This window comes from Pseudactinotalea sp. Z1748 (assembly GCF_049725185.1).
Lineage (GTDB): Bacteria > Actinomycetota > Actinomycetes > Actinomycetales > Beutenbergiaceae > CALKWS01.
The window spans coordinates 777,598-797,572 of record NZ_JBMPQB010000001.1; the positions used below are offsets into that span (position 1 = coordinate 777,598).

General features: G+C 69.5%; 20 protein-coding genes. 15 read left to right on the forward strand and 5 right to left on the reverse strand.

Going from position 1 to position 19,975, the window contains the following annotated elements; genetic code table 11:
- The first annotated feature begins 114 nt into the window (after nucleotides 1–114).
- From ACO0LU_RS03665 to secA, 4 genes are all read left to right on the forward strand, one after another.
- Nucleotides 115–870, forward strand: coding sequence for a phosphoribosyltransferase family protein (locus ACO0LU_RS03665; protein ID WP_424790058.1), 756 nt, complete (start codon nucleotides 115–117; stop codon nucleotides 868–870).
- A 247-nt stretch (nucleotides 871–1,117) separates the two neighbouring features.
- Nucleotides 1,118–1,780, forward strand: coding sequence for a ribosome hibernation-promoting factor, HPF/YfiA family (hpf, locus tag ACO0LU_RS03670; protein ID WP_424790188.1), 663 nt, complete (start codon nucleotides 1,118–1,120; stop codon nucleotides 1,778–1,780).
- Nucleotides 1,781–1,787: 7 nt separating this feature from the next.
- A complete protein-coding gene (locus ACO0LU_RS03675; RefSeq protein WP_424790059.1) occupies nucleotides 1,788–3,050 on the forward strand; it encodes a winged helix-turn-helix domain-containing protein in 1,263 nt (420 codons plus the stop codon).
- Between the two features lie 113 nt (nucleotides 3,051–3,163).
- A complete protein-coding gene (gene secA / locus ACO0LU_RS03680) occupies nucleotides 3,164–6,019 on the forward strand; it encodes a preprotein translocase subunit SecA (RefSeq protein WP_424790060.1) in 2,856 nt (951 codons plus the stop codon).
- A gap of 43 nt (nucleotides 6,020–6,062) precedes the next feature.
- Here secA and ACO0LU_RS03685 read toward each other — a convergent pair whose 3' ends face one another.
- Nucleotides 6,063–6,728, reverse strand: coding sequence for a hypothetical protein (locus tag ACO0LU_RS03685; RefSeq protein ID WP_424790061.1), 666 nt, complete (start codon nucleotides 6,726–6,728; stop codon nucleotides 6,063–6,065).
- 210 nt (nucleotides 6,729–6,938) lie between these two features.
- Between ACO0LU_RS03685 and ACO0LU_RS03690 the strand changes: the two genes are divergently transcribed.
- Together ACO0LU_RS03690 and ACO0LU_RS03695 are read left to right on the forward strand one after the other, a co-directional pair.
- Entirely contained in the window at nucleotides 6,939–7,538 is a 600-nt protein-coding gene (locus tag ACO0LU_RS03690; RefSeq protein ID WP_424790062.1) for an RNA polymerase sigma factor, read from the forward strand.
- 139 nt (nucleotides 7,539–7,677) lie between these two features.
- Nucleotides 7,678–8,520, forward strand: a complete 843-nt coding sequence (locus ACO0LU_RS03695; RefSeq protein ID WP_424790063.1) for a hypothetical protein — start codon at nucleotides 7,678–7,680, stop codon at nucleotides 8,518–8,520.
- Nucleotides 8,521–8,532: 12 nt separating this feature from the next.
- On the opposite strand, the gene ACO0LU_RS03700 is transcribed toward ACO0LU_RS03695, so the two are convergent.
- Complete coding sequence (locus tag ACO0LU_RS03700) at nucleotides 8,533–9,057, reverse strand: Rv3235 family protein (RefSeq protein WP_424790064.1); 525 nt, start codon at nucleotides 9,055–9,057, stop codon at nucleotides 8,533–8,535.
- On the reverse strand, nucleotides 9,054–9,848 hold the full coding sequence (locus tag ACO0LU_RS03705) for a LysM peptidoglycan-binding domain-containing protein (RefSeq protein ID WP_424790065.1): 795 nt from the start codon (nucleotides 9,846–9,848) through the stop codon (nucleotides 9,054–9,056). The genes ACO0LU_RS03700 and ACO0LU_RS03705 overlap by 4 nt, the downstream gene beginning before the upstream one ends.
- A 127-nt stretch (nucleotides 9,849–9,975) precedes the next feature.
- On the opposite strand from ACO0LU_RS03705, the gene ACO0LU_RS03710 reads away from it, so the two are divergent.
- The gene (locus tag ACO0LU_RS03710; protein WP_424790066.1) at nucleotides 9,976–10,485 is read left to right on the forward strand and encodes a hypothetical protein; all 510 of its coding nucleotides are present in this window, start codon (nucleotides 9,976–9,978) and stop codon (nucleotides 10,483–10,485) included.
- Between the two features lie 61 nt (nucleotides 10,486–10,546).
- Here the strand turns inward: ACO0LU_RS03710 and ACO0LU_RS03715 are convergent, their stop codons facing one another.
- Nucleotides 10,547–10,762, reverse strand: coding sequence for a helix-turn-helix domain-containing protein (locus tag ACO0LU_RS03715; RefSeq protein ID WP_424788630.1), 216 nt, complete (start codon nucleotides 10,760–10,762; stop codon nucleotides 10,547–10,549).
- A gap of 152 nt (nucleotides 10,763–10,914) precedes the next feature.
- Between ACO0LU_RS03715 and ACO0LU_RS03720 the strand changes: the two genes are divergently transcribed.
- The 3 genes from ACO0LU_RS03720 to ACO0LU_RS03730 are packed head-to-tail and all read left to right on the forward strand — an operon-like array spanning nucleotide 10,915 to nucleotide 13,268.
- On the forward strand, nucleotides 10,915–11,553 hold the full coding sequence (locus ACO0LU_RS03720) for a hypothetical protein (RefSeq protein ID WP_424790067.1): 639 nt from the start codon (nucleotides 10,915–10,917) through the stop codon (nucleotides 11,551–11,553).
- A 3-nt stretch (nucleotides 11,554–11,556) separates the two neighbouring features.
- Nucleotides 11,557–12,789: an AAA family ATPase gene (locus ACO0LU_RS03725; RefSeq protein ID WP_424790068.1), complete on the forward strand. Its 1,233-nt coding sequence runs from the start codon at nucleotides 11,557–11,559 to the stop codon at nucleotides 12,787–12,789.
- A 14-nt stretch (nucleotides 12,790–12,803) separates the two neighbouring features.
- Nucleotides 12,804–13,268: a DUF6912 family protein gene (locus ACO0LU_RS03730; protein ID WP_424790069.1), complete on the forward strand. Its 465-nt coding sequence runs from the start codon at nucleotides 12,804–12,806 to the stop codon at nucleotides 13,266–13,268.
- Between the two features lie 27 nt (nucleotides 13,269–13,295).
- Here the strand turns inward: ACO0LU_RS03730 and hisN are convergent, their stop codons facing one another.
- Nucleotides 13,296–14,111 (reverse strand): histidinol-phosphatase, encoded by an 816-nt coding sequence (gene hisN, locus ACO0LU_RS03735; RefSeq protein ID WP_424790070.1) that lies wholly within the window; start codon nucleotides 14,109–14,111, stop codon nucleotides 13,296–13,298.
- A gap of 284 nt (nucleotides 14,112–14,395) precedes the next feature.
- Here hisN and ACO0LU_RS03740 point away from each other — a divergent pair, with 284 nt between their 5' ends.
- From ACO0LU_RS03740 to ACO0LU_RS03760, 5 genes are all read left to right on the forward strand, one after another.
- A complete protein-coding gene (locus tag ACO0LU_RS03740) occupies nucleotides 14,396–15,883 on the forward strand; it encodes a mannitol dehydrogenase family protein (RefSeq protein WP_424790071.1) in 1,488 nt (495 codons plus the stop codon).
- Between the two features lie 65 nt (nucleotides 15,884–15,948).
- On the forward strand, nucleotides 15,949–16,371 hold the full coding sequence (locus tag ACO0LU_RS03745; RefSeq protein WP_424790072.1) for a VOC family protein: 423 nt from the start codon (nucleotides 15,949–15,951) through the stop codon (nucleotides 16,369–16,371).
- 75 nt (nucleotides 16,372–16,446) lie between these two features.
- The gene (locus tag ACO0LU_RS03750; RefSeq protein ID WP_424790073.1) at nucleotides 16,447–17,166 is read left to right on the forward strand and encodes a succinate dehydrogenase cytochrome b subunit; all 720 of its coding nucleotides are present in this window, start codon (nucleotides 16,447–16,449) and stop codon (nucleotides 17,164–17,166) included.
- Nucleotides 17,166–19,139, forward strand: coding sequence for a fumarate reductase/succinate dehydrogenase flavoprotein subunit (locus ACO0LU_RS03755; RefSeq protein ID WP_424790074.1), 1,974 nt, complete (start codon nucleotides 17,166–17,168; stop codon nucleotides 19,137–19,139). The genes ACO0LU_RS03750 and ACO0LU_RS03755 overlap by 1 nt, the downstream gene beginning before the upstream one ends.
- Entirely contained in the window at nucleotides 19,136–19,885 is a 750-nt protein-coding gene (locus ACO0LU_RS03760; RefSeq protein ID WP_424790075.1) for a succinate dehydrogenase/fumarate reductase iron-sulfur subunit, read from the forward strand. Before ACO0LU_RS03755 ends, ACO0LU_RS03760 begins: the two co-directional genes overlap by 4 nt.
- Nucleotides 19,886–19,975 lie beyond the last annotated feature (90 nt).

The following is a 19,975-nucleotide window of genomic DNA, read 5'->3' on the forward strand; positions in this document are numbered from 1 at the left end:
CATCTGCGCCACGGTCGAGTCCTCCGATGCACAGGCAGGCGCCCGCTGCGGCGCCGTCCCCAGCCATCACAGCGACGCTGGTGACCTACCCGACTCCCGGGCACCCTGACCCCGATGAGGGTACTCAGCGCCCTGGTGGCGACCTGCCGTGACGTCGGATCGGACCTGACGTCCCTGCTGCTGCCGCTCGGCTGTGCCGGTTGTGGCACCTGGGACGTAGTGGTCTGCCGGCGGTGCCGCGGGCTGTGGCAGCAGCGACCGCGCCGGTGTGAGTCCGAGACCGTCTACCTGGCCGCGCAGGACCACCCGGCACGCCCGGGTCTACCGGTGTGGGCGCTGGCGCCCTACCGCGGCGGTCCGCGCCGGATGGTGCTGAGTTGGAAGGGGCGCTCCCGCACCGATCTGCGCCCGTTCTTCGCCGCCGTGGGGTACGGACTCGGCGTGGCAGTGGGTGGGGAACTGACGCGCCTGCTCACCGGACCGGCCCCACCGGTGCTGGTGCTGCCCGCACCGTCGGGGTGGCGGCGCCGGCTTCGCCGTCAACTCGTCGTCGCCGATCTCGCCCGAGCCGTCGGCGCGGGGCTGGGGAGTACGGGTCACCGCGTGGACGTCCAGGATGTGCTGCGCACCCCCGATGCCTCACTGCACCGTCTCGGCGCCTCGGCGCGCCGGACCTCCCGGCGGGTCCGGTTGGCGCGCCGGACCGATCCGCGGTCATTGCGGACGGCGGTGGTGCTGGTGGACGACGTGGTCACCACCGGGGCCACACTGGCCGCCTGCCGCACGCTGCTGCGTGAGCACGGGGCCAACGTGGCAGGTGCGGTGGTGCTGGCGGCCACACCGGGCCCGGGTAGCGCTACCTGGCAGTGACCCCTAGGACCTATGGCCGGGGCCCGGCTCGGCGGGTCCGAATAGGCTGGAGGCGCAGACGATGCCCGTTCAGTTGGGCAAACCGGGACGGGCGCAGTAGCGTCGGATCATGGAACTGAATCGAGAATCCGGACGGGGGTGATCGACTCCGCACGAGCCATTGGGCCGCACGGGCCGCAGTGGCGCAACACCCCGCTCAGGACCGGTGAACACCGCTCCCGAACTCTTCTTGACACCGGAGGTCGTCATGGAAATCGTCGTCGTCTCTCGCCACACCGAGGTGCAGGAGCGCTTCCGCAGGCACGCGGAGGAGAAGTTGGCCAAGGTCAGCCAACTCTCGCCCTACGCCCAGCGCGTCGATGTGGAGGTCACCCACGAGCGCAACCCGCGTCAGGCGGACAAGGCAGAGCGGGTGGAGTTGACGGTGAGGGCCAAGGGCCCTGTGGTGCGGGCCGAGGCCAGCGCACAGGACCGGCACGCGGCCCTGGACCTGGCGGCGGGAAAGTTGATGGAGCGACTGCGGCGCGCCCGGGACCGGCGCAAGAACCACAAGGGCCGTCCCGCCGCGCCCCCGTGGCAGGACGTGGTCGCCCCCGATCTGGTCACCGACGTGGTGGAGGAACCCGCGCCCGAGTCCAACGGTCCGACCGCACCCACCGAGCCCGGCGTCGCGGTGGAGGATCAACTCGGGGACTCCCCGGTGATCATCCGACAGAAGATGCATGCGAGTGAGCCGATGACGGTGGACCAGGCCCTGGCCGAGATGGAACTCGTGGGCCACCCGTTCTACCTGTTCATCGATTCCGAGACGGACCAGCCCTGCGTGGTCTACCACCGCCACGGGTGGACCTACGGCGTGATCCGGTTGAACTACTCCGCCCGGCCGCTGGAGAGTGTAGCCACCCGATGAGGTGGCGATGAGCCGATCCGCACTGCCCTCGCGCCGGCTCACGCTGGCGCAGGCCCGCCGGATCGCCCTCACCGCACAGGGTCTGGCCGGCGCCCCGGCGCAGGCCAGACCCGCCGGGGCGGTGACGATGCGCCACCTGCAGTCGATGATCAACCGGGTGGGGTTGCTGCAGATCGACTCGGTGAATGTCCTGGCTCGCGCGCATCTGCTGCCGGTGCTGGCCCGGCTGGGTCCCTACGATCCGGCATTGCTGGACCGTGCCACCACGGGGAGTGCTTCTCGTCCCCGGCGGCTGGTGGAGTGTTTCGCGCACGAGGCGGCGCTGGTGCCGCCCTCGACCTACCAGTTGCTGCGCTGGCGGATGACGGGACCGCGCGCGAGCGCCCGGCTGGCGTCCCTGCGGCTGGAGCACCCCGGGGTGTTCGAGCAGATCGTGGGGCTGATCACCGAGCACGGCCCGGCTACCGCCGCCCGGATCCACGCCGAACTGGGACACGAGCGCGGACCGAAGGAGCACTGGGGGTGGAACTGGACGGTGGCCAAGCAGGTGCTCGAGGCCGCCTTCGCCGCCGGGCTGCTGGCCTGCGCCCACCGCAACCGACAGTTCGAACGTGTCTACGACCTGCCAGAGCGGGTGCTACCTGCGCACCTGCGGCCCGAGGACGCGCCGGACCGGGCCGAGGCGATGATCGAGTTGGTCACCATCGCCGCCCGTGCCCATGGGATCGGCTCGCCACGGTGCCTGGCCGACTACTTCCGGATGCCGGTTGCGCAGACCAGAGCGGCGATCGAGCACCTGCTTGCCGCCGGGACGCTCGAGCGCGTGCAGGTGCACGGATGGGACGCCCCGCTCTACCGCTACGCGCAGGCTCCGGTGCCCCGGTCGGTCCATGGGCGGGCGCTGCTGGCTCCGTTCGACCCGCTGGTGTTCGAGCGGCGCCGGCTGCGGGCACTGTTCGGCATGCACTACCGGATCGGGATCTACACCCCCGCCCATCAGCGCACCCACGGCTATTACGCGCTGCCCTTCCTGTGGGGTGAGGATCTGGTGGCGCGCGTGGACCTGAAGGCCGACCGGGTTGCCGGCGCGCTGGTGGTGAACCACGCCTTCGCCGAGGACGACGCCGCGACACCGGGTGCTCGCGCCGCGATCGCGGCACCGCTGGCTGCGGAACTGGGCCAGGTGGCCACCTGGTTGGGCCTGGGCACGATCACCGTGGCCCAGGGTGCCGGTGGGGACCTCACCAGCGCACTGACCGAGCAGTTGTAGGGCCGACGTCGGCAGGACCGCTGGATCGTTGGGTTCGGTCCGGGAGCCAACTCGCATACCATGGACAGCGCCGGGAACCACCGGCTGCTCCGCCACACACTCTGGAGACCTGCGTGCCTTCGATCCTCGACAAGATCCTGCGGATGGGCGAGGGGAAGATCCTCAAGACTCTGCGTGCCCTGGCCGACCAGGTCAACGCGCTGGAGGAGTCGGTCAGCGACCTCACCGACGCCGAACTGCGCGAAGAGACCGACCGGTTCACCGAGCAGGTCGCCGGCGGGGAGAGTCTGGACGCACTGCTGCCCGAGGCCTTCGCCGTCGTCCGCGAGGCCGCGGTACGAACCCTGGGTCAGCGCGCCTACGACGTGCAGATCATGGGTGGCGCGGCGCTGCACCTGGGCAACATCGCCGAGATGAAGACCGGTGAGGGCAAGACGCTGGTGGCCACCTTCCCGGCCTACCTGAACGCCCTGTCCGGCAAGGGCGTGCACGTGGTCACCGTGAACGACTACCTGGCCCGCTACCAGGGTGAGTTGATGGGGCGGGTGTACCGCTTCCTGGGCATGGAGACCGGGTTGATCGTGGCCGGGCAGAAGCCGGACGAGCGCCGGCAGATGTACGCCGCGGACATCACCTACGGCACGAACAACGAACTGGGCTTCGACTACCTGCGCGACAACATGGCCTGGTCGAAGGATGAACTCGTCCAGCGCGGCCACAACATGGCCATCGTGGACGAGGTGGACTCGATCCTCATCGACGAGGCGCGCACTCCGCTGATCATCTCCGGCCCGGCTGCCGGGGAGGCGAACAAGTGGTATTCCGAGTTCGCCCGGCTGGTGCGCCGGATGGAGCGGGACGGTGACTATGAGGTCGATGAGAAGAAGAAGAACGTCGGGGTGCTGGAGTCCGGGATCTCCAAGGTCGAGGACTACCTGGGCATCGAGAACCTGTACGAGTCCCTGAACACCCCGCTGATCGGCTTCCTGAACAACGCGATCAAGGCCAAGGAACTGTTCACCCGGGATAAGGACTACGTGGTCCTCAACGGTGAGGTGCTGATCGTGGACCAGCACACCGGCCGGATCCTGGCCGGGCGCCGCTACAACGAGGGCATGCACCAGGCGATCGAGGCCAAGGAGGACGTGGCGATCAAGGCCGAGAACCAGACCTTGGCCACGATCACGCTGCAGAACTACTTCCGTCTCTACGACAAACTCTCCGGAATGACCGGTACCGCGATGACCGAGGCCGCGGAGTTCCAGAACACCTACAACGTCGGAGTGGTGGAGATCCCCCCGAACCGGCCACTGGCCCGGATCGACCAGTCCGACCTGGTGTACAAGAACGAGGACGCCAAGTTCAACGCCGTCGTCGAGGACATCGTGGAGCGGCACGCCAAGGGGCAGCCCGTCCTGGTGGGGACCACCAGCGTGGAGAAGTCCGAACTGCTGTCGAAGATGCTGAAGAAGCGTCGGGTGCCCCATGAGGTGCTCAACGCCAAGCAGCACGCCCGTGAGGGGGCGATCGTGGCGATGGCCGGGCGCAAGGGCGCGGTCACGGTGGCCACCAACATGGCCGGTCGTGGTACCGACATCATGCTCGGTGGTAACGCCGAGCACATCGCGATCTCGGAGATGACCAAGCGTGGCCTGGACCCCACCGAGAACCCCGAGGAGTACGAGCAGGCCTGGCCGGGCGTGCTGGAACAGGCCCAGGAGTCGGTGGCGGCGGAGCACGATGAGGTCGCCGAACTCGGCGGCCTGTACGTGATCGGCACCGAACGGCACGAGGCGCGCCGGATCGACAACCAGTTGCGCGGGCGTTCCGGACGTCAGGGCGACAACGGCGAGTCCCGGTTCTACCTGTCCATGGGCGATGACCTGATGCGACTGTTCAACGCGGGGTTGGCCGAGCGGTTCATGAACGCCTCCTCCTACCCCGACGACATGCCGTTGGAGTCGAAGATGGTTACCCGCGGCATCGCCAGCGCCCAGGGGCAGGTGGAGAGCCGCAACTTCGAGATCCGCAAGAACGTCCTGAAGTATGACGACGTGCTGAACCGGCAGCGCACGGTGGTCTACGAGGAACGTCGTCGGGTGCTGGAGGGGGAGGACCTGGCCGACCAGGTGCAGACCTTCATCACTGACGTCATCACCGGCATCGTCACCGCGGCCACGGCCTCGGGCGTTCCGGAGGAGTGGGACACCGACCAGCTCTGGACGGACCTGAAGACGGTCTACCCGGTCTCGATCACGGTGGAGGACCTGGAGGAGGAAGCCGGCAATCGTGCCAGGCTGACCACCGACCAGCTCATCACAGAACTGGTCTCGGACGCCAAGGTCGCCTACGCCCAGCGCGAGGAGGAACTGGGTGAGCAGGTGATGCGCGACGTCGAGCGCTCCGTGGTGCTATCGGTGCTGGACCGCAAGTGGCGCGAGCACCTGTACGAGATGGACTACCTCAAGGAGGGCATCGGGCTTCGCGCGATGGCCCAGCGCGACCCGTTGATCGAGTACCAGCGCGAGGGCTTCGACTTGTTCGCCGCGATGAATGAGGCGATCAAGGAGGAAGCGGTCGGCTATCTCTTCCACGTCGAGGTCAAGGCACCCGAGGAGCAGCAGGTCGACGGCGTGAGCATTGTGGCGCAGGAGGGTGAGGCCGACGGCGCCATCGCGCCGGCCGGTGTGGAGCCGCGAAAGGATCAGTCGAAGTCGGGCAAGCGGGCCGGCGCGTCCCAGCGGGACGACCAGCGGCGGCGGGACGGTGAGCGTGCGGACCCGCTCGGTCTGGGCGTGCCGCAGCGCCCGACCGGGTTGCGTTACAGCGCGCCGAGCGCGGACGGCGACGGCGCCACCACCGTGACCACCGCTGGTGGCCAGCGAGGCAACCAGCAGGCCGCCCCGGCTTCCGGTGGCAACCGGGAGCAGCGCCGACGGGCGGCCAAGGCCGCCCGCAAGCGTCGCTGAACTCGGTACCGGCTGAGTCACCGAGCCGGCCCGAGTCGCCGCGTCAGAACCTCGCGCAGGTGCCACCCCAGTTGGAGTGGCCGACGACGTTCTGGCGCCAGATGTGGGCGGAGTAGGCACCATTCTGGGTCTGCGCCTTGGAGATGGACCGGGTCTGTCCGCTGCTCCAGGTGGTCTGGGCGCCGGTGTGCCAGGTGGTGCCGGTGGGGCAGTGGCTCGCGTTGGTGGGGATCCGGTAGATGCGCAGGAATCCGGTTGTCGCGGCCGAACCCCGGTTCTGCCAGGAGGCCGTGATCCAACTGCCCGATGAACTCAGGCAGATCGTGCCGGGCCCGCGGGTGCCGTAGTTGCACCGCGTTCCGCGCGGCACCGACGCGGTGCGCGCCTGCGTGGAGGTCATGGCCTTCATCTCCGCGGTGGGCTCCTCGCACTCCTCCACGCGGTCCACCCGGACGGTGGACAGCCCCGCGGGTGCGCCCATGGCAGCGTTGTAGCCGGGGTCCACCTCGGTGGTGAACTCGATCTCGAGCAAGGTGCAGCCGCGCGCTGTGGAGTCCGCGGCCCAGTCGTACCGGCGGGCCCGGTCCAGATCGTGCTCGGCCCAGGCCTGCCACTGCGCGACCGACGCATGGGTGGCCGGGGTCTGGTCGTCGTCCTGGCCGGGGCCGGCATCCTGGGTGGCGCCGGCAGCGCCGCCCAGGGCAGCCATTCCGGTCCATGCCAGGGCGAGTGCGGCCAGAGTGCAGGTTGATCGAAGCAAGGGTCGACGTGCCGACATAAGTCCTCCAGTGGCGTCCCGGCCACCCCCGTGGAGGCCGGCTCCCCAGGAGGATACGCACGGGATGCAGCAACTGCACCAGTGTCGGATGTAACAACTGCACCGGTGCCGGCAATAGACAGGGTATGGAGGAGGTACTCGTTGCGCGACGCCGACGCCGACGCCGACGCCGACCGGCAACGGCTCACCGCCCTGTGGGTGGAGCATGCCGATGCTGTGCGCCGGTTCGCCCGGCGACGAGTCGAGGTGACCGAGGTCGAGGACGTAGTCGCCGAGACGTTCGCCGTCACCTGGCGCCGGATCGATCAGGTCCCGGCCACCGCGCTGCCATGGATCTACGCGGTGGCACGCAATGTGATCGGGACCAGGCTGCGCAGCGAGGGTCGCAAGGAGGCCTTGCTGGCGAAAGTAGCCGCCGAGCCGGCGGGGCAGATGGCCTCGGCGGAGGTGGAGGCGGTGGAACGGCTGCATCTTGCTCAGGCGTGGTCGCAGTTGACCGAAGCCGAGCGCGAGGTGATCGCACTGGTTGCCTGGGAAGGGTTGTCCAGTACCGAGGCGGCCACGGTGATGCAGTGCCTGCCCTCGACGTTCGCGGTCCGTCTACTGCGGGCCCGGCGCAGGCTGGCGCACCTGCTCGACCGTGGTACCGGAGAGGGGGCGGGGTCGCACGCGGGTTCGCTGGGTGAGGACCAGCCTGCCGCGCGCTCGGTCAAGGCAAGGGGAGAGGGGGACTCGCGATGAGCAACGCGATGGAGGGGAGGGTGCACCCGGGGTTGATTGGGACGGGGCCCGGGTGCACCAACCGGGGGCAGGGGGACGGCGTGAGGTGCGGTGGTCGCGCCCGGTACGGGGGCGACCACCGCACCGGGGGTGATCGGTGATGCCTCGCACCGGCCCGCACGGGGTGCTTGCGCGGTTGGGCGCGCTGGATCCGGCCCGGGATCTCCCGGACCAGGGCGCCACGGCGCAGGATGAGGCGCTGCACCACATCCTGAACTCCCCGCGGCGGCCGCAGGCCGGGGACTTCGTGCCAGAGCGCCGGACCGGACCGATGGTGGCAGCCAGCGTGCTGGTGGTACTGGCGCTGGCCGTGGGAGCGTTGGTGTGGACCGTCTCCACCCCGCCGGTCTATGCCACCTGGAGCGCCCAGCCCGAGCCCGTCTCGGCCGGCGATGCCCGGGTGGCCCGGGAACAGTGTCCGATGGTCGCTCACGAGATCGTGGGGGATCCGGACGATCCGGAGGTTCGGCAGGTGGGTCTGGAACCGGTGCTGATCGATGTTCGCGGGGAGTACACCTACGTGATCAGCGCTGATGAGCAGGGTCGGTTCGCCGAGTGCTTCGTGACCCAGGGCGAGCAGAGCAGTGCGGTGTCCAGCGACGCCGGGTTCTCCGCCGACGCCTGGGACTCGGTGACGATCGCACCGGCCCAGGGGGTACGGGTGCTGCACGCCGGCACCGCCACGTGGAGCCGGGAGGGCGAGGAGCTCCCGGGAGTGCTCACCTCGGTGTTCGGGCGAAGCGCGCACGACGTGGAGGAGGTGATCCTGGTGACCGAATCGGGCGACCGGGTGCACGCGTCCGTGCAGGACGGGTGGTGGGCGGCCTGGGCGCCGGGGGATGAGTCCATCGTCGCTGAGGTGACCGTGGTGACCACCGATGGTAGGACCCACCAGCAGGAGTTGTTGGAGGGCGACTCCGCACCGGTGGAGGAGCCGCGCTGAGCATCGGCCTACTCAGCCGATGCTCAGCGCGGTGGCACACCAGCGTCCCCGCAGCACTTCCAGGCGCAGCGCCACCGCACGCATGCGGTCCCCGTCATGCAGCACGACCGAGAACTCCCAGGTCGTGGCGCTGACGGCGCAGCCGTGCACGCGCCGCGGGCGCACCTGGGCGGGCCGGTCCGGACGACCGGCTACCTGCACTCCGAGCAGGGCCCGCCGGTTCAGGGCAGCCCAGAGGTCGGCGTCCATCCAGCGGATGAGTTGCGCCGGCGGGCGCTGTCCCTGCAGGACCTCCACCGTGGCACGCGCCAGGGTGGCCGCCCAACTCGCGGGGTCCGGTAGGTCGGTGTGCCCGGACCCGGCATCCGAGCCGGCCGGGGCGTCCCCGGCGGACTCCCGCTGCGGGCCGGTGAAGCGGACCCGGTCCCACTGTGCCCGGACCGGATCGGGGCGAACTCGGAGTTCCCGGGCTCGCCGGGGCGGTAGGGCTGTGACCGGTTCGGGGTTGCGGGACCGCCGGGTGCCGACCGCGGTCATGACGCCCGCCCCTCGGGGTGGGTGAGCTCCTGGCCCGGATGGATCAGATCCGGGTCGTCACCGATGACGTCGAGGTTCGTGCGGTACCACCGTGGCCACCATTCGGCGATCTCGGCCGGATCGGCCTGCTCGCCGAGCGAGTGCGCGGCCACTGACCACAGGGTGTCCCCGGGCTGGACGAGGTAGACCGGGCCGGGCGGGTCCTCGACTCCGGATGCGACGTCCTGCTCGGTGCGGTCGTCCTGCTCTGGTGGCTCCTGCTGGTCCGGCTCTGCCCCGCCGTGCGTGCCGTACGGATCGTCCGGCGTGGAGGACTCGTCGTCGTCCTCGCCCTCGACCGGGCCGGCGTCCTGGGTCGGTGTCCAGGTCAGGTGGACCGGGGTCGAGGCGACATCGTCTCCCTCGACCGCGTGGGCCGGGCCCAGGAGAGAACCGGCAACCAGGACGGCCCCGGCACCACCGCCCAGCAGCCGGCGCACCGCCGGGGCGCCGGCCCGGCGCACCAGCCGTTCCCCGCCGGACCAGACCAAGCCGGTTAGCCGCATGGCCAGGCACAGTGCGGTGATCGTGCCGCTGAGTACGTACCAGGCCAGCAGCACCAGGCCCAGGCCCACGAGTACCGCGGCGGTGGCCGCGTCGATTCCTCGGCCGGTTCCCTGTCCGAGTTCCCGGAGCAGGTCCAGCAGATGGGCGGTGCCGAGCCAGAGCGCCCCGGAGCCGGTGGCAGCCAGGACGCTCGCCCCCAGCAACCGGCGCCCGGTGTGCGACACCGTTGTCGTCCACTTCGTCATTGCATTCCCCTATATGTTTCTTTTCGTATCAGTTCGTGTTGATGAGTAATAGTATGTGTACACGGACCGGGCGTGATTGTCCAGAGGTCGACCGGTGCAGGGCCGGACGGATCGCTACGGTGAACAGATGCGCTGGGATGACCTGTTCGCTGACCTGCAGGCGCAGTTCGAAGCGGCTGCGGACGAGCATGTGCCCATGCAGGTTGCCGAACTCGCCGAGGCAGAGATCGCGACCACGATGCTCCCGGACCGGTGGCGGGCCCGGCGCGGGGAACAGTTGCAGGTGCGGCTACGGGACGGTTCGGACCGCGACGGGCTCGTGAGCGACGCGGCTCAGGACTGGCTCGTTCTTGCCAGAGAGGCTCGCCGCAGCCTCATCCCGCGCTCGGCGGTGGTACTGGCCAGGCCACTGGGACCCAGCGCACCCGAACCCACCCGGGTGGAGCGCGGGCTGGGGCTCGGTCACGTCCTGCGTGCGCTCGCGCAGGAGCACCTGCCCGTGGTGGTGCACACCATCGCCGGCACCTACCGCGGCCGGTTGGCGCGCGTGGGCGGCGACCATTGCGACCTGGTCGATGCGCGCGGCGTGGTCACGATCGCCTGGTCCGGACTGGTCAGCGTGGAGTCCGGCACCTGAGTGGCCTCGGCCACCCATGGCCGGTGGCGACTCTGACGCTTGGATTCTCGACCGCCCGGAGTCAGTCCACCCGGCCTTCCTCGCGAAGCCGCTCCTGGGTCCGGGCGTACATGCGGTCGATGTAGTCCTGCAACTGTGCGTCCTCGATCCGCCAGGTGCCCTTGCCGCCGATCTGGATCCCCTTGAGTTCCCCGCTGCGTACCAGCGCCCGCACCTGTGACATCGAGATCGAAAGGATCTCGGCCACGTCGGCAAGGGACAGGAATCGCTGCTGCATGAGCCCATTCTGGCATCCCGGTGGGACAAATCGCCCGGCATGAACAAAGCCCCTGTGCATAAGTCCTACACGAGGCGAGTGTTCTTGGCACCATAGGACGGGCGTAAGGGCACTGATCCACGCAGGGCTGGAACGCGCAGGGGAGGGCGACGGTGGACGAGACACCAGGGGGACTGCGGATGCGCCGGCCGAGTTGGCGCGATCCGCGGCTGGGCATCGGAGTGCTACTGGTTGCGGCCTCGGTCGCACTGGGCTCCTGGGTGGTCACGCAGGCCGGGGCGACCGTGCCCGCCTACACCGCCAGGGAGGTCCTGGTACCTGGTGAACCCATCGGCGTGGATGATCTGGAGGTGGTCCAGGTCCAGATGTCCGGGCTGATGCAGACCTACCTGACCCCCGAGGAAGACGTGCCGGCCGACGCGGTGGTGCTGCGCACCGTCGGTGCTGGGGAACTGGTGCCGGCGGCGGCGATCGGCAGTGCCGTCCAGTTGGACCTACGACCGGTGACCATCCCCACCGACGCCTCGGCGGCGACGTCGTTGGCACGCGGCAGCCGTGTGGACGTGTGGGTGGCCCGGCCGGACCCACAAGGGAGCATCGGTGCAGTGCTCGCCCCGGTTCAGCTTCTGCCGGACGTTCAGGTCGCTGAGGTGTTCGAGGACACCGCCTTGTTCGCCGGCGCAAGCCAGGTGCACGTCCAGGTCCTGATCGCGGAGGCCGACCTGGCCGCCGTGCTCGAGGCGCTGTCCTCCGGCGCCGAGGTGATCCTGGTGCCGGGTCCGGGTGCGTAGCCGATGAGCCTGGGTGTGCTGGTGGCACTGCCGGGCGGCGTCGAGGAACGCCTGGTCCGGGACGTCGCCGCGGCCTCGGACATGACGGTGACCCGGCGCTGCGCCGATGTCGCCGAACTGCTCGCCGCCGCCATCGCCGGTGTCGGCGTGGTGGCGGTCACCGACGCAGAGTCCGGCATCGACCGGATGGCGATCGACCGGCTCGCCGCTGCCGGGGTTCCCACCGTGGTGGTGGCCGGCCCGACCGAGCACGCTCGGGTGCGCCAGATAGGCGCCGTGCCCGCTGATCCCGATGCGGACCTGGTCTCCGCGATCCGTGACGTGGCTGGGCGCGCAGTGGTGCCCGTATCGGCCCCGGTCGAGCCGCCGGTGCCCGATCCGGTGCAGACGAAGGATACGGGCCGGCTCGGCACCGTGGTCACCGTTTGCGGTCCATCGGGATCCCCGGGCCGGTCCACGATCGCGGTGAACGTGGCCCACGAGATCAGCGGGACCGGGCAGGGCGTGCTGTGCATCGACGCCGACATCTGGGGCTCCGCGCTGGCCCAGATGCTCGGCGTGCTCAGCGAATCGGCCGGGCTCGCCGCTGCGGTCAGGGCGGCTGACCAGGGCACCCTGGACGCCGCTGCGTTGGCCCGCATCGCCTGCCAGGTTGACGGCGGGCTGTCTCTGCTCACCGGGCTGCCCCGGGCGTCCCGTTGGCGTGAGATCGGCGCGGCGAGCCTGCGCAGCGTCGTCCAGGTTGCGCGCACGGTTTACTCATGGGTGATCATCGACGGCCCGGTAAGGGTGCCCGATGACGACGGCGACTACGAGCCGATGCTCACCGCCGGCCGCAACGCTGTGGCCGCCGCGGTCTTGGATGAGGCCGATGAGGTGCTCGTGGTCGGCGCGGCCGAACCCATCGGGATCGAGCGGCTGGTGCATACCGTGCTGGACCTGGAGGAACTGCCGCGCCGCACCGTGGTGGTCAACCGGGTGCGCGCAGGTGCCGCCGGCCCGCGTCCGCAGGACTCGGTGCGCGAGGCGCTGGCCCGCTTCGCCGGGATCAGCGACCCGGTGCTGATCCCCGACGACCGGAACGCGGCCGATCGGGCCCTGTTGACCGCCTCGACCTGGGCGGAGGTCGCGCCGAAGTCCTCGGCCCGTCTCGCGGCTCGGGCCCTGGCACACCGGATCAGCGGCACCGCCCCGGTCCGGGCCGGGTTGCGCGGACGGCTGCGCCGGCCCGGATAGGACACACTGTGACCATGCGCGTCTATCTCCCAGCCACTCTGGCCGACCTGGCCGGCACCGAGGGCCTGCCCCCGCGCCGCGGCCATGCCCTCACCCCTGCCCTCGCCGCGGCGCTCGGCACCGCAGCCGGCGACAGCGACGATGCCGAGGCAGGGGAGTTCCAGGCCCTGGTGGCGGCCGCAGCCGACAGCCTGGCCATGCTGCGGGACCGCGGTCATGAGCCGCCGGTGCGGGTGGTCGTCGCGGCCGATATCGACGATGTCGAGGTCCCGCAGGGTGATCCGGCGCCCTCGGCGGTGTTCGCCCCGGCCCTACCTTGGCGCGCCGTGGTCTCCTTCCACGTCGATGACCGAACAGACCTCGCCGGCGCCGACCAGTTGCGTGCGGCCATAGCCGGGCAGGCGGGAGCCGAGGACGCCGTCGCCGAACTGGACCTGCTCTGGTACGACGTGAGCGAGCGCGCCGATCTGCTGACCTGACGATCCGTGTCGTGACGCCCAGGTGACCTACTGTGCGGGCCGGGCCAGGTAGCCCATCACCGCGTCGTGCAGGTGGGTGTTCGTGGCCAGCGCGTTCCCACCGAAGGGACCGTCCGCCCCGGCCAGCGAAGTGAACCGGCCGCCCGCCTCGGTCACGATCGGCACCAGAGCCGCCATGTCATGCAGCGCCAACTCGGGTTCGCACGCGATGTCGACCGCGCCCTCGGCGACCATCATGTAGGACCAGAAGTCTCCGTAGGCGCGGGTGCGCCACAGCGCCTCGGTCAGGTCCAAGAACGCATCGAGCAGCCCGATCTCGTCCCATCCGTCCAGACTGGAGTAGGACAGGGAGGCATCGGCCAGATCGCGGACCCCGGAGACCTCCAAGCGGCTGGCCGCCGAGAGGGCGCGGCCCGTCCAGGCACCGGACCCGAGCGCGGCCCACCATCGACGTTGCAGTGCCGGCGCCGAGACCAGCCCGAGCACCGGTTCGCCGTCGTCGACCAGTGCGATCAGGGTGGCCCAGACCGGCACGCCCCGGATGAAGTTCTTGGTTCCGTCGATCGGGTCGATCACCCACTGACGCGAACCGTGCCCGGTGGCGCCGAACTCCTCGCCCAGGACCGCGTCTCGGGGCCGGGTGCGGCTGAGCTGGCCGCGCACGATCTCCTCGGCACTGCGGTCGGCATCGGTGACCGGTGTGGTGTCCGGTTTGGTCTCCACGTGCAGGTCGAGGGCCTTGAACCGGGCCATCGTCTGGGCGTCGACCTGGTCAGCGATCACGTGCGCCAGCCGCAGGTCGTCGTCGTAGCGGGGGCGTTGCGGGGCGGTATCGGTGCTCACCCGGTCACGGTAGCGCCCGGCGGGTCCCGGGAGTCCCAGGTGGCGGGGCGGGGCGCCGCAAACACCGGAGCGATGTGCGCAACGGCATGGGTACTCGATTACCAACGCACGAGTACTAGCGTCGGGCGGCTGACCGGCAGTCCCGGCGCCGAAGGCTGCCTCGCACCTGCGACGCGAAGCCGTGCCCTGCGGGCACCGGCACAGGCACCAGCAGGTACCGGTGTCACTTGGTTTCCGATGCGCGCCGGGCGTACCGTAACCTGGCCAAGGAGAAGGAGACGGCAGTGGTTGTGCTGAACAGCGACACCCTGGAGGCCATTGCCGCGAGGGTGCCGGCTCCGGCCTACGACCGCTCGCAGATGCGCGTGGGGATCGTGCACTTCGGGGTCGGCGGGTTCCACCGGGCCCACCAGGCGATGTACCTGGATCGACTCATGCAGGACGGCGCGGCCCGGGACTGGGCCATCTGCGGCGTGGGGCTGCTACCGGGGGACCGGCACATGGCCGACGTGCTCCAGGCGCAGGACGGGCTCTACACGCTGGTGACCAAGCCCCCGGACGGGACACTGGAACCCAGAGTCATCGGCTCGATCGCGCGGTACCTGTACGGACCGGCGGATCCTGCGGCGGTGCTGGACCAGATGGCTGATCCCGCGGTTCGGATAGTCTCGCTGACCGTCACCGAGGGCGGGTACCACGTCAACCCGGTGACCGGCGAACTCGATCCCGCCGCCCCCGAACTGCAGCACGATCTGGCCCACCCCGAGGTGCCGTCGTCGATGTTCGGCTACGTGCTGGCGGCGTTGCGGCGGCGCCGAGCCGCGGGAGTACCACCGTTCACGGTGGTCTCCTGCGACAACATCCAGGGCAACGGGGACGTGGCCCGAGCGATGCTGGTGGCGTTCGCCGGCCTGCAGGATCCGGATCTGGGCGGCTGGATCGACGCCGAGGTCTCCTTCCCCAACTCCATGGTGGACCGGATCACCCCCGCCACCGCCGCTGCCGACCGCACCATGGTGGCGACCCGGTTCGGCATCATCGACGAGTGGCCGGTAGTCGCCGAACCGTTCGTCCAGTGGGTCCTGGAGGACAACTTCCCGACCGGCCGTCCGCCGTTCCAGGACGCCGGCGTGCAGATGGTGGATGACGTGGTGCCTTACGAGATGATGAAGTTGCGCCTGCTCAACGCCAGCCATCAGGCCCTGTGCTACCTGGGCTACCTCGCCGGGTACCGGTACGCCCATGAGGTCGCCGCGGACCCGTTGTTCCGGTCCTTCCTGCTTCGGTACATGCGTGCGGAAGCTGCCCCGACCCTGCCCCCCGTACCCGGTGTCGATCTGCGCGACTATCAGCACCAACTCATCGGACGGTTCGCCAACGCCCATGTGCGCGACACCCTGGCGCGGCTCTGCGCGGAGAGTTCGGACCGGATTCCGGCGTGGTTGGTGCCGGTGGTCGTGAAGAACCTGCAGACCGGCAGATCCGTGGCATGCTCGGCCCTCGTCGTCGCGGCGTGGGCGCGGTACGCCGAAGGCACCGACGAGCAGGGCCGGCCGATCGAGGTTGTGGATCAGCGCCGGGACCGGGTGATGGCGGCAGCGGGCCGGCAGCGGCAGGATGAGCTTGCGTTCCTGCGCGATCGGACGCTGTTCGGTGACCTCGTCGACGAGGCCCGGTTCGTCACGGCATACCGGTCCGCGCTGGCCACCTTGCACCGGGACGGAGCGCGAGCGGCACTCGAATCGCTCATGGCCGAAGGCCGGATCCACTGAACGGAGTGAACCCATCCCGCTGAAATGTCCAAGCCCGGGACCAGCATGGGCGGCACACTGGAGGCATGCCCATCACACTCACGCCCAAACTCGTCGTCCACGAGGCCGATAGCGCGATCGATTATTACTCCCGGGCCCTCGGGGCCACGGTGCGGCAGCGGTACACGATGGGGAACTCCGTGGTGTTCGCCGAACTGGCGGTGTTCGGCCTCGCCCTTCTTCTCAAGGATGCCGACGAGCACGACCCCAGCCCGCAGACGTTGGGCCGGCCGGGCGTGCTGCTCGATGTGACCACCGACGATCCGGACGGTCTGGCCGAGCAGATGGTGGCGGCCGGCGGCCAGGTGGTCTTCCCGGTGGCCGACCAGCCCTACGGGGCGCGCGGCGGACGGGTGCGCGACCCCTTCGGTCACGAATGGTTGCTGCAGACACCGATGACCTGGAGCCCCGAGCAGATCCAGGCCGCACTGGAGGATCCCGAGGGCTGAACCACCCGGCGACACGACCCGCTGCCGGTGAAGGAAGTGTGAGGGGACGGTCGCCAAAGAGAGTACGGTGAAGGGGTGGCAACCCCAACATTGAACACCAGGCCACCGATCCCGACGTGGCGCTCGAGCATCGTGCTCAAATCTGTCATGGCCGTCAGCGGGCTGATCCTGGTCGGATTCCTGATCGCTCATGCCTACGGCAACTTCAAGGTCTTCTCCGGGCAGGAGGCCTTCGATGCCTACTCGGCCTACCTGCGTGAGATCGGCCAGCCCCTACTGCCCTACAGCGGCGCGCTGTGGATACTGCGGATCGTGCTGCTGGCCGCTATCGGAGCGCATATCTACGCAGCGGTGACGCTCTGGCGGCGCAACCGCGGCGCGACCGCCGGCAAGGGTGCCGCCCGGTACGTGAGCAGCAACGCCCGGCGCGGCCACCAGCGGTCCTACGCCTCGTTCACGATGCGGTGGGGAGGGGTGGTCATCGGGTTGTTCGTGATCTACCACATCCTGCACCTGACCACGAACCACATCGCCCCCGGTGGTGCTTCCGGAAGCCCGTACGAGCGAACGGTGAACGGGTTCGAGATCTGGTGGGTGGTGGCCACCTACACGATCGCCCTGATCGCCCTGGGCTTCCACCTGCGCCACGGGCTGTGGGCGGCCTTCGCCAGCATCGGCTGGAACCGATCGCCGCGGGTGCGTGCGAACCTGAACTTCGCCGCCACGGTGGTCGCGGTCGCGATGATCCTCGCCTTCCTCATTCCCCCCTTCGCCGTCCTGTTCGGAGTCGTGTAGTGAGTATCACCCAGCCCGTCGACACTGAGTTCTACATCTCGGGCGCCCCGATCGCTGATGACAAGGCTCCGGCTGGGCCGATCAACGAGCGGTGGGACACCCGCCGGTTCGAGGCGAAACTGGTCAACCCCGCCAACCGCCGCAAACTCTCGGTGATCATGGTGGGCACCGGACTGGCCGGCGCCGCAGCAGCGGCCACCCTCGGTGAGGCCGGTTACCACGTCCAGGCGTTCTGCTACCAGGACAGCCCCCGCCGGGCCCACTCCATCGCCGCCCAGGGCGGGATCAATGCGGCCAAGAACTACCGCAACGACGGGGACTCCATCGAGCGGTTGTTCTTCGACACCGTCAAGGGCGGGGACTACCGCGCCCGGGAGTCCAACGTCTACCGGCTGTCCCAGGTCAGCGTGGAGATCATCGACCAGTGCGTGGCCCAGGGCGTTCCGTTCGCCCGGGAGTACGGCGGGTTGCTGGACAACCGCTCCTTCGGCGGGGTGCAGGTCTCGCGCACCTTCTACGCCCGCGGCCAGACCGGCCAGCAGTTGCTGCTGGGGGCCTACCAGGCCATGGAACGCCAGATCGGGGCCGGGACGGTGGAGATGTTCTCCCGCCACGAGATGCTCGATGTGATCGTGATCGACGGCCACGCCCGGGGCATCGTGGCCCGGGACCTGGTCACCGGCGAGATCCAGACCCATATGGCCGACGCGGTGGTGCTGGCCAGCGGTGGGTACGGCAACGTGTTCTTCCTGTCCACCAACGCGATGGGCTCCAACGTCACCGCCACCTGGAAGGCGCACCGCAAGGGCGCCTTCTTCGGCAACCCCTGCTACACCCAGATCCACCCCACCTGCATCCCGGTGTCCGGGGCGAACCAGTCCAAACTCACCTTGATGAGCGAGTCGCTGCGCAACGACGGGCGCATCTGGGTTCCGAAGAAGCCAGGTGACGAACGCGCCCCGCAGGATATCCCCGAGGACGAGCGCGACTACTACCTGGAGCGTCGCTACCCGGCCTTCGGCAACCTGGTGCCTCGCGACGTGGCTTCCCGGGCCGCCAAGAACGTGTGCGATGAGGGCCGCGGGGTGGGCCACAAGGTCGACGGCGTAGCGCGCGGGGTCTACCTGGACTTCGCCGATGCGATCGCCCGATTGGGCCGCAAGGCGGTGGAGGGCAAGTACGGCAACTTGTTCGACATGTACGAGCAGATCACCGGGGAGAACCCGTACGAGATGCCGATGCGGATCTATCCCGCGGTGCACTACACCATGGGCGGGTTATGGGTGGATTACGACCTGCAGTCCACCATCCCGGGGCTGTTCGTGACCGGGGAGGCCAACTTCTCCGACCACGGCGCCAACCGGCTCGGTGCCAGCGCGCTGATGCAGGGGTTGGGGGATGGCTACTTCGTGCTGCCACCCACGCTGGCGCATTACCTCGCGGACAACCCGCTGCCGCCGGTGGATGAGAACCACCCCGAGGCACAGGCCACCAAGGCGGCCGTGACCGACCGGATCGAGAAACTCCTGAGCATCAACGGTGAACGCACGGTGGATTCCTTCCACCGCGAACTCGGCGACATCATGTGGGAGTACTGCGGTATGGAGCGCAGTGCGGAGGGCCTGACGAAGGCGATCGGCCTGATCCGCTCGCTGCGCGAGGAGTTCTGGCGCAACGTCAGGGTGCCCGGTTCCGCGGCGGAGTTCAACCAGTCCCTGGAGCGGGCCGGCCGGGTGGCCGACTTCCTGGAACTCGGCGAACTCATGTGCATCGACGCCCTGCACCGGGAGGAGTCCTGCGGTGGGCACTTCCGCGCCGAACACCAGACCGAGGACGGCGAGGCGCTGCGCGACGACGAGAACTTCGCCTACGTGGCAGCCTGGGAGTACACCGGAGAGGACGCCAAACCCGTCCTGCACAAGGAAGACCTGGAGTACGAGTACGTCGAGATGAAGCAGCGGAGCTACAAGTGAACATCACTCTGCGCGTATGGCGGCAGCGCACCGCCACCGACAACGGCCGGATGGTCACCTACCAGGTGGAGGGCATCTCCCCGGACATGTCCTTCCTGGAGATGCTCGACATGCTCAACGAGCGTCTCACCATGGCCGGCGACGACCCGATCGCGTTCGACGACGACTGCCGCGAGGGAATCTGCGGTGCGTGCGGACTGGTCATCAACGGCCTGGCGCACGGGCCCAAACGACTCGTCACCACCTGCCAGTTGCACATGCGCAGTTTCAACGACGGCGACGTCATCGACGTCGAGCCCTTCCGGGCCGAGCCGTTCACCGTCGTCCGCGACCTCGTGGTGGACCGCTCCGCCTTCGACCGCATCATCCAGGCCGGCGGCTACATCTCGGTGAACACCGGCTCGGCCCCGGACGCCCACGCGACGCCGGTGCCCCGGGACGACGCCCAGGACGCCTTCGACGCCGCCGCCTGCATCGGTTGCGGAGCCTGTGTGGCTGCCTGCCCGAACGGATCGGCCTCGCTGTTCCTGGGCGCGAAGATCGATCACCTGGGCAAACTCCCCCAGGGCCAGCCCGAACGGCACGCCCGGGCGCTGGCGATGACCGCCCGGCACGACCACGAGGGTTTCGGCGGGTGCACCCAGATCGGGGAGTGCGAAGCGGTGTGCCCCAAGGGGATCCCGCTTTCGGTGATCTCCCAGACGAACGCCGACGTGCTCGGTGCGCTCTCCCACGGGGGCCGGTAGCCCCGAGCACCGTGGCGGAGATGGCCGAAGGCGCCTCCTGTCTGCAGATGCGGCGCCGGGTGCTGGCCTTCGCGAAGGCGTTCGGAGGCG